16 protein-coding genes are annotated in these 15472 nt (G+C 30.9%); all 16 read right to left on the reverse strand.

Annotation, left to right across the window (positions count from 1 at the left end; all coding sequences use genetic code 11):
• Window positions 1-349: 349 nt before the first annotated feature.
• Complete coding sequence (locus tag ACI48Q_RS19715) at window positions 350-508, reverse strand: hypothetical protein (protein ID WP_474920831.1); 159 nt, start codon at window positions 506-508, stop codon at window positions 350-352.
• Between the two features lie 350 nt (window positions 509-858).
• Complete coding sequence (locus tag ACI48Q_RS19720; protein WP_474920890.1) at window positions 859-1632, reverse strand: CPBP family intramembrane glutamic endopeptidase; 774 nt, start codon at window positions 1630-1632, stop codon at window positions 859-861.
• 241 nt (window positions 1633-1873) lie between these two features.
• Entirely contained in the window at window positions 1874-2311 is a 438-nt protein-coding gene (locus ACI48Q_RS19725) for a DUF3788 family protein (RefSeq protein ID WP_474920832.1), read from the reverse strand.
• Between the two features lie 156 nt (window positions 2312-2467).
• A complete protein-coding gene (locus tag ACI48Q_RS19730; RefSeq protein ID WP_474920833.1) occupies window positions 2468-3040 on the reverse strand; it encodes a GNAT family N-acetyltransferase in 573 nt (190 codons plus the stop codon).
• A 180-nt stretch (window positions 3041-3220) separates the two neighbouring features.
• Entirely contained in the window at window positions 3221-3655 is a 435-nt protein-coding gene (locus tag ACI48Q_RS19735; protein ID WP_474920834.1) for a GyrI-like domain-containing protein, read from the reverse strand.
• A gap of 288 nt (window positions 3656-3943) precedes the next feature.
• Complete coding sequence (locus ACI48Q_RS19740) at window positions 3944-4756, reverse strand: alpha/beta fold hydrolase (protein WP_474920835.1); 813 nt, start codon at window positions 4754-4756, stop codon at window positions 3944-3946.
• Window positions 4757-5027: 271 nt separating this feature from the next.
• Complete coding sequence (locus ACI48Q_RS19745) at window positions 5028-5534, reverse strand: GNAT family N-acetyltransferase (protein WP_474920836.1); 507 nt, start codon at window positions 5532-5534, stop codon at window positions 5028-5030.
• A gap of 368 nt (window positions 5535-5902) precedes the next feature.
• A complete protein-coding gene (locus ACI48Q_RS19750) occupies window positions 5903-6979 on the reverse strand; it encodes an HD domain-containing protein (RefSeq protein ID WP_474920837.1) in 1077 nt (358 codons plus the stop codon).
• 219 nt (window positions 6980-7198) lie between these two features.
• Window positions 7199-7684, reverse strand: coding sequence for a DUF3888 domain-containing protein (locus ACI48Q_RS19755; RefSeq protein WP_474920838.1), 486 nt, complete (start codon window positions 7682-7684; stop codon window positions 7199-7201).
• Window positions 7685-7963: 279 nt separating this feature from the next.
• Window positions 7964-8902 (reverse strand): aminoglycoside phosphotransferase family protein, encoded by a 939-nt coding sequence (locus ACI48Q_RS19760; protein WP_474920839.1) that lies wholly within the window; start codon window positions 8900-8902, stop codon window positions 7964-7966.
• A gap of 156 nt (window positions 8903-9058) precedes the next feature.
• A complete protein-coding gene (locus tag ACI48Q_RS19765; RefSeq protein ID WP_474920840.1) occupies window positions 9059-9304 on the reverse strand; it encodes a hypothetical protein in 246 nt (81 codons plus the stop codon).
• Between the two features lie 236 nt (window positions 9305-9540).
• On the reverse strand, window positions 9541-9954 hold the full coding sequence (locus ACI48Q_RS19770) for a RidA family protein (protein ID WP_474920841.1): 414 nt from the start codon (window positions 9952-9954) through the stop codon (window positions 9541-9543).
• A 177-nt stretch (window positions 9955-10131) separates the two neighbouring features.
• Window positions 10132-10401 (reverse strand): CD3324 family protein, encoded by a 270-nt coding sequence (locus ACI48Q_RS19775; protein ID WP_027625631.1) that lies wholly within the window; start codon window positions 10399-10401, stop codon window positions 10132-10134.
• 495 nt (window positions 10402-10896) lie between these two features.
• Window positions 10897-11745: a PhzF family phenazine biosynthesis protein gene (locus ACI48Q_RS19780; protein ID WP_474920842.1), complete on the reverse strand. Its 849-nt coding sequence runs from the start codon at window positions 11743-11745 to the stop codon at window positions 10897-10899.
• Between the two features lie 299 nt (window positions 11746-12044).
• A complete protein-coding gene (locus ACI48Q_RS19785; protein ID WP_474920843.1) occupies window positions 12045-12503 on the reverse strand; it encodes an N-acetyltransferase family protein in 459 nt (152 codons plus the stop codon).
• 490 nt (window positions 12504-12993) lie between these two features.
• The gene (locus ACI48Q_RS19790; protein ID WP_474920844.1) at window positions 12994-15351 is read right to left on the reverse strand and encodes a virulence-associated E family protein; all 2358 of its coding nucleotides are present in this window, start codon (window positions 15349-15351) and stop codon (window positions 12994-12996) included.
• Window positions 15352-15472: the final 121 nt, after the last annotated feature.

Genomic DNA, 15472 nt, shown 5'->3' on the forward strand with positions numbered 1-15472 from the left:
AATGCATCTAAATCATTCATAAATTAATAACTCCTTATATATCTAAATTTTTTGTACATTAACACCTTACACTTAATGGTATTTATTTTACTTCATGAAATCAAAAAACTGCTGAATATAAGATGCAACAACACATTCAAGTATCAATATATATCCCATCCATGAAATCGTGCGGCAATCTTTGCATGCGTAATATCTAAAAGTAATGACACATCATTATCATGTAACAATCTATTTATTTGATCTGGAAAGACATATGGAACAAATTTATAAAATCGTCTTTCTACAAGACAGTCCGGCGTGTTTTCAATTAACAAAGGTACTGATAATTCCTTTTTAAACGAACTAATTACAGAACTTCATCAAGAGTAATCTTATCATTGAATTTATTTAGATATTCTGTTAAATATACTAACCCTTGTACATCTTTTTCATCATCTGATTTACCATAATGAAATTGCAATAAGGTATTTCTCATATCAAAAAATATTACTTTAATCCCATCCATAATTTCACCTCACATCAATATAGTTATTTAGTCATAATTTACTATTATGACTTTATTGTAACATATTTTGTAAATACCGTATTATTCAATTTTCCAAGAACATTTTTTTATTAATTAGTTCGTTCTATGATGTTAAAATGAATCAATACCTCATCCTATTTTTGTAGGACGAAACAAAATACCGCATATTCATTTCTGAATAATATGGCATTATGAATAACTTATCTAATTGCATATTGATTTCATCATTTAAGAAAGATATGACAAAACTGAATCTAAAATTATCTTGCGGCAACTCTACAAATTGGAATTTCTTTGAACTTCGCATTATTCTCACAATCTTTATTCACTTATAATGCTTCGTGTATTATTTTTCTAATTACAATTATTGCTACTATAATAAGCATAAATGCAGTTATCAAACCCGTTTCTCCTACAAAATACGCTTGTTTATTAGCACTGGTTAATGGTCCACATATCACTTGATCAATATAATTATGGCTTGCATGGAGTATAATAGCAGGCCATACACTTTTTGATTTCAAACGCAAATAAGCCATTATCGTTGTCATAGCAACAATTTCAATAGTAAACATTGGAAGCTGATACCAAATACTTGTCCCTGTTTGATACAAACCTGCTATCATAAGAGGGAAATGCCATACTGCCCATATTAACCCACTTATCAAAATAGCAATCTTAACATTCCAAATTTCAGTCAGTTTCGGTAGTAAAAATCCTCTCCATCCAATTTCTTCACCAGTTGCAGTCAATAAAGAAGAAGGAATTAGTAACAGTAATAATCCAATAGAGTTTGTATAGATTTCTCCAGTAAATGCTGTTTGATTTACGATCCAGTAAAGCCCATATGAAAATCCCAAATAAATAACTGGAATGAATACACCTGCCATAATATATTTTACTTGGCAACCATTCCATCCTAATACTTTTTCTTTGCGATAAAACTTACCTCGAACTATAAATGCTGCTATTGCAGGACACCACATCAGTATAGATGTCATCCCAGCTGCAGCATCGCCACCTCTTATTCTTATGTAATAGCATATACTGCTTAGCATTAATGTGATTATTAAAAATACAACCACTGCCTTTTTATTCTTCATATCTTCCACCTTTTTTCCTCCTTCATATTTTATTGATTAGTTCCTCCTATGATGCTAAGATAAATTATTAACTCATCCTATTTTTGTATTGCGACATAAAAAATATCGCAAATTCATCTCTGAATAATACGGTATTCTGAATAAATTATTTAATTGTATTTTTGTTACTCCATTTATGGAGATAGTTGATTAATAGATTCCTTACAATAAAAATATTTTCATCAATGTTGTATCTAAATCTCTATGACTTTATAACAGGCTTCTTTTTAAAAGCCAACAATCGCATTATCTCTGTAATATCTTCCTGTGCCTTAGGTCTATAATTAATCCATCCGCCATCACTACAAGGATATCTATTCTTCCATACTTCTTTTGTTAAAGCTAACCCTTCATTAATAACTTCATTGAGTTTTTCCTCATCTTTTGAACTTATTTGCATCATTATATCTATTTCTCCAATTTCAAAAAACACATAACATAAATGCTTGGTTTTATGCGAATATTTATATCCCCAACCATAATTATTTCCAAATGGGAACTTTAAATCTTTTTTCATATCATATTCTTTGTCAAACGCTTCCTCAAACTGCTTCAATAACACTTTTGCATTATTGCCGATATGTTCAAAAATCTCTGTTTCTGTAGGTATATTATTTTTCTGTAACATCCTATCACCCATACCATCGTCTCCAATCACATATTATATAAATAATCTATAACTCGCTGTTTCTTACTGTTCTAATTTGATTATAAGAAAATCATACTATATATTGTATGTTTTTGTATAAACACTTTACGCAACATATTAATTATCTTTATTCGCACTTTAAAAATATTATGATTTAATTAAATGATAATCTGACTTTAATAATGATAGTATTGTTAAATCTTTAAATTTTCCTTTATAAAATTCATATTCATACAAAATACCTTCCCCATTAAACCCAATCTTATGTAACAGATAAATTGAATTTTTATTCTCAGGTTCAACTAATGCTTGTATCCTATTCAATAACATATTGTTAAATCCAAAATCAATTATTGCTTGTAGAGCTTCTTTCATTAATCCTTGTCCCCAAAACTCCTTGGACATTTCATACCCTATATCTGTACGGAGTGAGTGTATATCTATGCTCTGATATCCACATGTACCAATTAATTTATCTGTATCCTTTAGATGTATTCCCCATCTAATTCCTTTCTTATTTTTAAATCTTCTACCAAATAGTAGTATTAACTTATTTGCTTCTTCCAAAGTCTTTAATGGCTCAATATCATAGTATTTCAAAACCTCTTCATCTGAAAATATTTCAAGTAGATCGTTACAATCTTTCACGGATATTTTTTTAAGTATTAATCTTTTAGTCTCGATTTGTGGAAAGTCATCGCAAATTATTTCAATAGGCATTCTTTCATACACTTCCTCTTCTAAAATATATAATATTATTATAAATGAAAACTCAATAGAGTGGACTTTTTTTAATGTCTACTCCATTGGGTACATTTTACTTGAATAATACGGTATTATGAATAAAGTATTTAATTATTTAATGTGTACGTGATTTAAGAATATTACGATCTGTCAAAATTATAGTATCTTAAGATAAAGTTCATGAACTAATTCATTGTTTTCCAAATTGGCATCAATTTTAAAGTCTTGTATATCTATCGTATATCCATTCTCTTTTGCCCAATTTTTCATATTCCAAAATGACACCCATATATCTTTTACATTTCCTTGATGCTTATAATGAATATATTTTTGAGATGGAATTATTATAGACTCCATTCCAATTGGCACAAAATTAAAGTTGTCAACTTTTAAACAAATACATTGGATGTAATTTTTCTCAACAACCTCTAAACAAACATCCATTATATAGCTATCAACTCTATTCTTTACTTCATGTACTCTATCCTTAAAAGACTTCCATAACTTAGGCATCTCAATTCCTAATTGATCTTCGCTACAAGTTAATCTTAATCCTATTACCTTAAATTCATCTAAAATAGTTATTTCCATATTCTTACCTCCATAAATTACTATCACAAATTAATTATAACATATTTTGTAAATACCGTATTATTCAGTTTTCAAAGAACACTTCTATTAGTTATTTCACCCTATATTCATAGTCTGAAGTAATAATTGTTTCGACCTTTTTTTGTAGTCCTAACTTATATTTCACTTTCGTCCCTCAATTTTTGTACTTCGACGTAAAAACACCGTATTATTCAATGAATCTTACGGTGTTTAAATTAATTATTCGTTTTCAATATTTTTATTAAGACCATCTACATTACAAAAACTTTACTCTTCAATAAATTTCATCAATTCTTCATTAAATTTATCACGTTGGTCATAGAAAGTTGCATGACCGCTGTATTTAAAGGGTAAGAGTTTTGAATTTTTAATACATTTGTTTTGTACTTCACCCAATGAAAATGGAACAACTTTGTCATGAATACCATGAATTATTAAAGTTGGAACATTTATTTTTTCTAGATCGGAAAATAATACTTCCTCTATCCACATTTTTTCGATGGATGCAGTTGCCCACCCTGCTGCCTGTAATCCCAATTGAAAGAACCAATCAGAGAATGGTCCAGTTATATGCTGGAAGAAAAATATATCGCCAAAATCACTCAGCATTTTGGGACGATCAGTATATGTTGCCTCAATCATTTTCTCTATATCCTCTTTATCTGACCCATAAGGAAAATTAGGACGCTTGATAAGACTTGGAGCCGCCGCTGCAAAAAGGGCAAGTTTAGACACTCCATATCCTTTGTGACGTGCCATGTATCGAATTGCTATAGCTCCTCCTGTTGAATGTCCTGCTAATATAAAATCTTCTAGTTTTAATGCATTAACCACACATCTTACATCATCCGACAATCGATCATAATTGTACCCTCCATAGGGTTTATCTGAGTTTCCAAACCCTCTAATATCTATTCCAATGCACCTGTACCCCATCTGTGGAAGCTGATTAAACTGATATTCAAATAAATTATGATTACCTGGCCAGCCGTGTATGAACAAGATTGTCTTCTTGCCCTCTGGATTAAGATCCTCTACAAAAATTTTTACATTTGGTTCTACTCTAATATAGAAGCCCACTTTTAACCTCCAATAATAAAATAATTCTATTAATAGGGTATTCACTAAAAAATAATTTGTGAATGATTGAGCCGGCTTTTAAATACCGTATTATTCAGTTTTCAAAGAGCATTGTTCGTAGTCTAAAATTTAAAACTTACGTCGCATTTTATTCAAATTGTGAAATAAAAAATACCGCATATTCATTTTGAATAATACGGTATTTAGAAAAATTATTCGGTTTTATAGTTTAGTTGTTAAATAAGAAAGTTGTGAAGTAATTTCTTTAACTTTATACTCTGGTATAACGTAGTTCTTTTAGTTCTTTGCCTGTGTTAATTATTTGAGATGTATTATCATGTTTAAATCCTATTTTCTCATAGAAGTTTCTAGCTCGTATATTCTCTTCTAATACCCAAAGTTCTATGTTGTTGAAATGCTCTTTTAGAATTTCATTGATTCCCCATTCCATTAACTCTTTAGCAACTCCACTTCCCCAGAATTTTGGAATAACATAAACTCTCCAAATCTCTATCCATGATTTATCATTATCACCATACCTACACTTCCCAAATGATAGTAATCCTGCTGGTTCATTTCCCTCAAAAGCAATAGCTGTTTTAGGAGAACCTTCTAATAATTCACTTGTAAAACATTTTGTTCTCCTTTCAGCAGAAAAAACATCATTCAAAACATGTTCTGGAATAATATCTTTGAATGCATTCTGTGATGATTCTGAATGCATTTTGCCTAAAGCATCTGAATCTTCTAATTTGGCATAACGAATTAATCTACTCAAAATAATTCCCCCTCAGTTTACTTCGTCTTAATTTACTATTATGAATTGATTATAACATATTCTGTAAATACCGTATTATTCAATTTTCAAAGAACATTTTTTATTATTTAGTTCGTCCTATGATGCTAAGATGAATTAATACCTCATCCTATATTTGAAATGCGACGTAAAAACACCGCAGAATTCAATCCTGCGGTGTTTAGAATAATTATTCGGTTTTTTATTGTTGTGACGCTAAATATTCAAATTGTGAAATAAAAAATACCGCTTATTTTTTAGAATAACACGGTATTTGAAAAAATTATTTAATTATATATTAGTTGCATCATTTAAGAAGATTGTGAAGTAAAAATAACTTCTAATTCAGATTACAATGCTTGTTTTAAATATGTCTTGTAATCGTATTTCCAGCCGTCATATTTAAAATCATCAGGTATTCTAACAAAACATCCAATTGTATTATCACGCTTTCTTTTTATTACCCCTGAAACATTCTGATTGTCTATATTACCTTCAGCAACGATAATAAATTCACTTTCACAAGATAGTACTATCCCGATATGGTCATGCCATGGACCTTTGGGTTTGTTATTTGGAGGAATAATATTATTATAAATAACAATATCACCTCGTGAGGGTACAAAGCCGTCTTTATCATAAAAGCATAAATCATTGGATTTACCCCATTCATACCACGTTCCTACACCTGCAAATCTGTATTGAAATGGTGGTAGCCTAATAGGAAGTTCAAGCCCTGCTATTATTGCACAATGATAGACAAAAGCGGCACACCATCCATTTCTCAATTCGTCAAATGCAGTAGTCTCTGGATAATACTTGATTATATCCTTATAAAACTTACTGTCTCTTTCACCATTAATGCTTTTTACAGCAAGTTCCTCCGCAATATCAGCAAATACCGACTTTTTAAACATCTTTTTCATTGACTTTTCTTGCTTTCGTACATATTCAGCTGGTATTGCTGTAATTTTAAATTCATAAAGCAGTTTATTTAGACGTGGGACAGCAAGATAAGAAATTTGAGAACATGAGTCATCTAAAAAAGGCTGTAAAATATCTGCATCTTTTAAAACTTCATCATATTCATCATGGATAATCTCTTTCTTGGAGTGGTAATATATTGCTGATAGAATAAGTATTTTCTCAGCATCTGAAAAGATATTCATATTTCTGATTGCTGGACGAGCCATATCCGCACCACTTTGGGCATGGCATAGGTAACTACCTGTATAATAAGCATATATGTCATGTAAAAGTCCACATATATATGATAGTTCGGAATTGAGTCCTCTTCTTCTAGCAATTATTGAACAACATTGAGCAACCCCATAAGTATGGATATATGCGTTTTTACGTTCCTCAGCAGATGCTATATTTTCAATAATTTTATCAACATATTGTTTTATCATTGAAATTCTATTCACATTCTCATTCCCCTTCATACTATATAAATAATCATTTATCGCATTAAATTACTATCATGAGGTAATTATAACATACTTTGTAAATACCGTACTATTCAATTTTCAAGGAACATTTTTTATTAATTAGTTCACCCTATATTTGCAGGGCGAAACAAAATACCGCATATTCACGTTGAATAATACGGTATGAATAAATTATTCATTTTTATAACTGAGTAGTTAAGGAATTGGATTCTTGTAACCTTTCCTAATAATATTTTGATAATTAGGAGGTAATTCATAACTCTTTATATGTTCAAATTTTTCAATTTTAACATCCCCTGAACCTCCAACAGTAGCAGTTATATAGTCAAGTCCAACACCAATATGAGGTCCTATATATGAATTAACTTGAAGCTTTAAATTGAAGAGAAATGTACGATATCCATTTGGTCTCTCAGCACTTAATACATACACTGTATAAGGAGCAACCATTGGAGTATCTATTAAATACTTTGAATAATATCTATCAATTTCCTTCTCAATATATGGCAATAGTAAAGATATAAAAATATCTTGATATAACTCTTCCTTTGATTGCTCTGGTGGCTTATATGGTAAATCCTGTGGATATAGGGTATTAGCATAAATAAGTGTAGTAAACGTAAATTGAAATCCTAACATTAGGCTAATTATCATTAAAATAGCTTTACTAGCTTTTCTCATCTTATCACCCTCTTCACAAATATTGATATTATTATCTGCATTAATCTTAAATTCTTACTAGAAAACTAGAATAATGTGAATATAAATATCTTTTCAATACCGTATTATTCAGTTTTCAAAGAACATTGTTGGTATTTTAAATTTCAATAGTTACGTCATGTTTTATTCAAATTGTGAAATAAAAAATATCGCATATTCACGTTTGAATAATACGATATTTAGAAAAATTATTCGGTTTTATAGTTTAGTTGTTAAATTAGAAGATTGTATCCTAACTTTTCAGCATGAGCATGTGCTTCTTATCAGCCTAATCAAGTCTCTATCTTTATTTTGTAAATCATGTTCGGAATTTAATAGTTGTAGAAGATTAACAAGGTCTCTTAATTTTGCCAGTTCCTTATAGTCACATGGTAGCTTGTTCTTGGAATAATAATTATAATTGTCAATAAATGAATTCTCATTCTGCGGTGTGATTTGCTCATTAAATCTTAAAAATTGTCCAATATCACCAAAAACATGCCCAGCCATTGTGCCTTCCCAATCAATAAAATATGGTCTATTATTACTAGCTACGATTATATTAATTGGCCGAAAATCGTTGTGAACAAATGTTACTCTTTCATCAATTCGCTTAATATTTTCATTATTACTTTCTATGTAAATTCTCACATCTTCTGTTAACTTTTCCCCTAATTTCTGTACTGCATTTTCTTTTAAGAACATATCATACCATGATTTTAGTTTAGGTAATACAGTGGTTACATTTAAACTTCCATTAAAGAATCCCACTTGATTATATGAAGTTTCATGTATTATTGCTAAACTCTGTCCTATTTCACAAACCACATTCTTGTTATAAACTTCATTTTGCAAATATTCATCTAAAGTAGGGCCACTAATATATTCAAACACTGCATAAGGCTTATCGATTACCTCAAATTCATTATTTAAATATAATAATTCTGGAACACTTATCTTATCCTTTATATGTTCGAAAACTGACTTTTCTTTTTCCCACCAGTTATCATCAGTTCCATAAATCCTTAATAGAAATTTATAATCTTCATATTCAACACAATAATTACTATTTCTTAATCCCTTTCTTATTAAATTAACTTTCTTAATTTTCCCTCTGGGTTTCACGCATGACATCATTCTATCAAGCATTGCACCGTTTAGTTTAATATATGGTTGTATTCTTTCCCATTTTGAATCCATTTTTCTCCCTTCCATTTCCAGAGATTATGCTGAACTAGGTCGTTATCTTCACTTGAAAATTAAATATCATGGTTATAATGTTAAATAGTCATTTGATATTAGTTCGTCTTAAAATACTATCATGAATTAATTATAACATATTTTGTAAATACCGTATTATTCAATGTAAATTAATACCCCAATTATTTTGAAAACTATTACTGTAATAAATCCAATTATGATTAATCTATTTGCTACCTTAAGTTCGTCTAAAATTTCCTTGCTAACTATTTCTGTGTCATCATGCTTCTTTAGTTTTTTGGATATCTTTATATGTCTTATATATCCCCAAAGTATTATACAATAAATAAGCAAAGAAAGTAGTTCTAGTAAAACAGGAAATTCTCTTAATATATCCCTCAAATCTATCCCCCCTCATATAGTAGTGCGTAATAGCTTACTATCATGGATTGATTATAACATATTTTGTAAATACCGTATTATTCAATTTTCAAAGAACATTATTTAGTTCTATATTTGAAATGCGACGTAAAAGCACCGCAGAATTCAATTCTGCGGTGTTTAGAATAGTTATTCGGTTTTTTATTGTTGTGACGCTAAATAAGAATGGTGCGAATTAGTTCAACTCTATACTTCAATCATTTTGTATTGTTTTCTACTGCTGCTACTGCTTCAATTTCCACCAATTGATTTGTATATCCTAATACTGTAACTCCAGATAAGGTGCTTGGGACATCATGATTACCAAACTTTTTTCTTATTGCTTCCCATGCAGTTACCAAATCTGACTGATTGTGAGATGCTACAAGAACTCTGGTATATACTACGTCTTCCAAAGTAGCCCCACAGTCCTTCAGTGCTTCCTTCAAATTCTCTACACAAAGTTTTGCCTGAAGCTCATAATCGCTCAAGCTTGGTACTTCTCCATCTTTATTAATAGGACATGCCCCCGCCAAAAATAATAAGTCCATTCCTGAAGGTATACGTCCAGCATAAGCATAATCTACTGGGGCTAAATTTGTAGAATGAATTAATGATATTTTTTTATTCACTTTGATTCTCTCCTTTTATTCTAATATCTACGAGAAGAATTATAAATTCATTTTTTAAATGAATTTTATGTTCAATATCATTTTAAAGCTTCTACATTTTTTAAGAAAGATAATAATCATTTCTATATCATCTTTTACACAAAAGCTACCACACATTACAAGAGTGGCAGCTTTAACCTACTTATCTTTTTTATATACAATTTTCTTAATACTACTATCTGAAAGAAAGAATTCTTCAGCCAGATTGCTAATTGATTGTCCACCTATATATTGGTTTAGTATCTTTGCATTTCTGGCTTTTATGTAATCTCGGCTTTTAGATTTTTCACCCCATCTTTTTCTCTTTTCAGGAAGGGAAGGGATGTATACATATTCACCTTGGATATACTTTTGAATTTCTTTAACTAAATCATCTGGTAATATTCTATCAATTCTTACATATTTCATAAAGCTCACTTCCTTAAATTTATTATTTAATTAAGGAAACAAAGCCTGTATATGTATGAATTTATTTATCAAAAGCGACTAAATATCTATCTCTGTGCAAATTGTCGCCCAAACTCATAACTACAGACTTTGCACAGAGCATTTTAATCATTTTTCTATCCATGAGATTAATATTCATGATATCACACTCCTTATCTGTATTAAATCAATTATATTCTTTATTAAGAGGATACGTGATTTTCTACAATATTATGAATTGATTATAACATATTTCGTAAATACCGCATTATTCAATTTTCAACGAATCATGACTTACTTCACAGCTGCCAATGAAAATAAAAACTGTTCTATTTTCGTAGCAAAGAACAAATTTTATTAATTACTTCATCTTTTATTCATAGGATGAAGTAGCATTTACTTCATCCTGTATTTGGATTGCGCAATAAAAAATCGCAAATTCAATCTCTTGAATAATGCGATTTTTTACGTTTATTATTATAGTAAAATAGTTCCCTTTGCCAAAATAGCTACCTCTCCAGACACTAATATTTCTTTTTCAGAAATGCTCATAGAAACCTTAATTTTACTAGGTCTGCCGACAAATCTTCCTTGATTTATTATAATCTCATGACCTACATTAAAAATATTATGCTTATATAAATATGCACCTAATGGTCCAGCTGCACTTCCTGTTGCAACATCCTCAACGTTTCCTTGATTATCCCAGGTCCGTCCTTCTATATAATTCACATCAAATATATAAGCAAATTTAGCACCTACTTCTTTTAACATTTCTTCAAATTTAGAACTAATTATTTTTGCATTCTCTATTCCTGAAGTTAATGGTACTAATAAGTATGGTAACCCTGTTGATACAACTTCCATAGGAAATTCTTCGCTTAAATTCTCTTCTGACAAGTTCAATGCATGTACATATTTATTTCTCTTCTCTTTTGAAACTTCACAGAGGAATTCCGCTTTTCCTTGATTCATTTGTACTTCATAATACTCCTCTACCTTTTTTGAATTAACTATAATTGTTTTTTGATTTAATTGAAATGTAATTGCTATATCTTCTTCATTTCTAAAAATATGACTATGAATAGTAGCAGCTGCTCCCAAAATAGGATGCCCCGCAAAATCCAATTCTTCATCTACTGTAAAAATTCTTGCATTAAATATACTATCATCTATTCTTCTCACAAAAATTGTTTCAAATTGCTTAAACTCTTGTGTTAATTTCAACATAAGATTATCTTCTAATTCCTCATTACAAAAAACAACAGTTAATCCATTGCCAGATAAAATTTCATTGCTAAAAACATCAACATGAAAATATTCCATTTTAATTCCTCCTTATATAAAAAATATAATTAACATTTATTTCACCTAAAATTATAACATATAGTGTAAATACCGCATTATTTAATTTTCAAAGAACATTTTTTATTAATTAGTTCGTCCTATGATGCTAAGATGAATCAATACCTCATCCTATATTTGTAGTGCGACGCAAAAATACCACAAAATTCATGATTGAATGATGCGGTGTTTAAAACAATTATTCGGTTTTTCATTGTTGTGACGTTAAATAAGAATATTGTGAATTAATATAACTTCTGATTATGCTTATTTTGCGGGAGTTAGAGGAACTTATTCATTGATGTATAATTTGATACTCGAAATCCAAGATTTTCATATAATGGTTTCCCTTTTTCAGTCGACATTAAATCAACTGCGGCAACGCCTAATAGCTTTGCTTCCGATAAAAGTTCAATCATAACTTTCGTTGCAATGCCTTTTCCTCTATATTGAGGGTATGTAAAAACATTGTATACCGTACCGACAAGATATGATGAAAACGCTATTAGCGGAGGTCTTTCCACGATTGACATAAATGCAGTTGCTAATACTTCATTTTCATTCTCGGCAATGATAGCAATAAATCCCTTGTTAAGGTGTTGAGTAAAATATTCTTCTAACTTCGTTCTAATATCTTGCACTTCTTCCGAAGAAGACACACCTTTTTCTGCAAACAGGTATTCCATACGAATCTTTATGAGGAGGTCAATATCCTCTTTAACCGTTTTTCTTACTTTCATGTTTTGCACCACCTTATATTTATAATCTTCAGTTCGCACTTTTCTACTATTATGAATTAATTATAACATATTTTGTAAATACCCTGCTATTCAATTTTCAAAGAACATTTTTATTAGTTAGTTCGTCCTATAATGCAATTATGAACTATAACTAACTATACCATATTTTTCAAACCAGACTCTTCCTTCTAGCTATAATAATTATTAGAATTTCTGTTAGAACCTTAACCCCTTGATTTTAAAGGAGTTCTGATATCTCTACTATCAAAGTGTAGTTTTCCCTATACGTGTATATGGGATTTTACGCGGGTACTGCTTATATATTAATAATTTATAAAGTCCTATATATTTTAGTTATTTGAGTAGAATCAGCCTAAGCCCTTTAATATCAACGCCTTTTAACTCTAACTAAAGCCTAACTAAAAGTTCTAACAAAATTCCAGCTAAAATCTAACTAAAAAATTCTAACAAAGTTCTAGCTAAAATCTAACTAAAACTTAGTTCTCTTAAAAGTCCTCGTATTTCCATATAAACTATTCCATTTTTGTTTAGGCTCTTGTACCCAGCCTGGGATTCTTTTTAGCATTTTTGTAATTTCAAAGGACTTGAATCTTTCTAAATCGGCTTTGTTTTTTCCAAAGGCTTCACACCAGATTTCAATAACGGAAACCCTATCTCTTTGAACTGTACCCTTGGGAATAATGGAATCCTTATTATAATATTCATTGATGTATTCCCTTCGCCTATTGATATCGTAATCGGCCCAATTTTCTGGAAGCAATATTTCAAGATAACTTTCAATAATGCCTTGGCGATCATCAGCTTCCATAGCTTCATTTTGTAATTCATTTGCCCTCTTCTCAAGTTCAGGAGATAGCTGTAAATCTTCCTTTGCTTCAAAATACACCTTAGCCTCTGCCCAAATCTGCATAACCTCTTCCTCTGTCATATGCCAAGGTTTTTTATCCCCTTCATAAACTTTTAAGGGCCAGAATCTACGGTTGCCTGTGGTATCACGAAGATAACCACGTTCTTCATTAGTAGTTCCAATAAATATACATTGACGAGGATGCGGTGTAGCACGTCTTCCAAAACTTGCCCTATAGACGTCATTTTGGCTTGAAAGAAAGTTTTTTAGGATATTCTCCTCAACCTTACTCATGCCAGCAAGTTCTCCTATTTCAAGTATCCAGTATCCTTGTAGTTTCTCTGCTGCTGTTTTATCCTTTGTATCTGGAAGTCTTAATGAATCATTAAACCACTCTGATGCAAGCTTTCTGATAATAGTACTTTTACCTATGCCTGGGGGGCCGTTTAAAACCAACATCCAATCAAACTTAATCCCTGGTTTCATAACTCTAGCCACTGCTGCAATAAAAACTTTCCTTGTTACTGCTCTGGTGTATTCTTCATCTTGAGAGTTAAAATAATCTATAAATAAAGTTTCAAGCCTTTTCACTCCATCCCACTTAGGAAGTCTTTGTAAAAACTCCCTTATTGGATGATAGGAACGGTCATCCGTTACCTTTGTTACTGCAATATCATAGTTTCTTGCTGTAAAAGAACCATAGGTTAAATCAATATAGCTTATAAGCTGAGCATCATCTGCATCTCTCCAAAACTTAGATGGATGTTTCCAAGGAACTTCACCTTTTATCTCCATGCCATCACTTAACTGATTAAAAGCTATGGATTTTAACTTTGGATCTCCTTCGAGAATTGTAATTAGGTTTTTTAAGGAATTAAGAACCTCACCATTTTTACCCAACTGAAGCCTTGTCTGCCAATCTTCATCATCAGTAGATGAAAAATCAGTGACAGCCTTTTCTATACGTTCTTTTGCTAGATTTTTTCTAACATTTTCATCTGATGTACACATGTCTTGCATAGCCTTAAAGGATGGCAGCTTTGATGGAACTGTATCCTCCTCTGCTCTGCCATCCAGTTCCCCAAATTTATGAATCCTCACCAAGTCAAAGGAATTACATAATTTACTACAAGCAGGATCTGTAGCATGATGGGAAAAAGCAAATTTATCATCATAAATAAGCACACCAGCAGTTGAATCAGCAGGAATATAATCATACCTGCCTTCAAGGATATTTGGCTTATAAACATCCCCTAGGAATTTGTCAATAGCCTCTCTTACTGTGTAAGTCCTGCAGAATACTCCTATTAAGCCTTCCTTTTCAAGTGGATTAGCCTGTTTTGAAATGCTATGTTTTACAATGGTTGTCTGCCTTGAGGATACTGGCCACTTACTGCTATCCTGCCAAACTTTATATCTTGAAAGCACCTGGTCTGGGTCTAAAAAAATACCCTGTTGCTTTTCAAAAATAAATTCCCCATCACTGGAGGTTGAAGGCCAATACATTAATCTTGTAGGTTCATAGGTAGTATCATCAAATTGTTCTATACCAATATCAGAAGCTACCATCCTGCCTATAGCTGTATATTCATCTGGTGTAACATTTCTTGATAGTGGTATAATTAATCTAAGTCTTGGTTTCTCAGCAGTGTGTTTATGGGTAGAATAAATGCAGCAGGTAAAATCATAAAACATAGTGATTTGCTCCCATAGACCACTATGAGCATAGTCCATGTCTAAGGTGAGCATAGAGCGATATTCAACAAATCCTGTTTTACGCTTACCGTTTTTTAATCTCCCACCTACAAATCCCCCTACATCCTTAACATTATCCTGTTGTGGTTTTGGTAGTTTTTTATATTCTAAAACACTCTCAGCGGTTCTGTGAGTATTCCTTACCTTAGTTAAAAATTCATCCCAAGAAATCTCGATGTTTTTCCAAATCTTATCCTTTCTTGAATTGGCTACTGCTATTTGCATAAGAATAATCCCCTCCATGTTTTTTTTACATAGTAGTGATAATGAACTACATATTATTACTCGCAACCCGTTTCGGAAGCTTGATTTACTAAAGACTCTATTCAAGTAAAAAGCTAAAATA

The sequence above is a fragment of the Clostridium sp. LXY-7 genome (assembly GCF_056172015.1).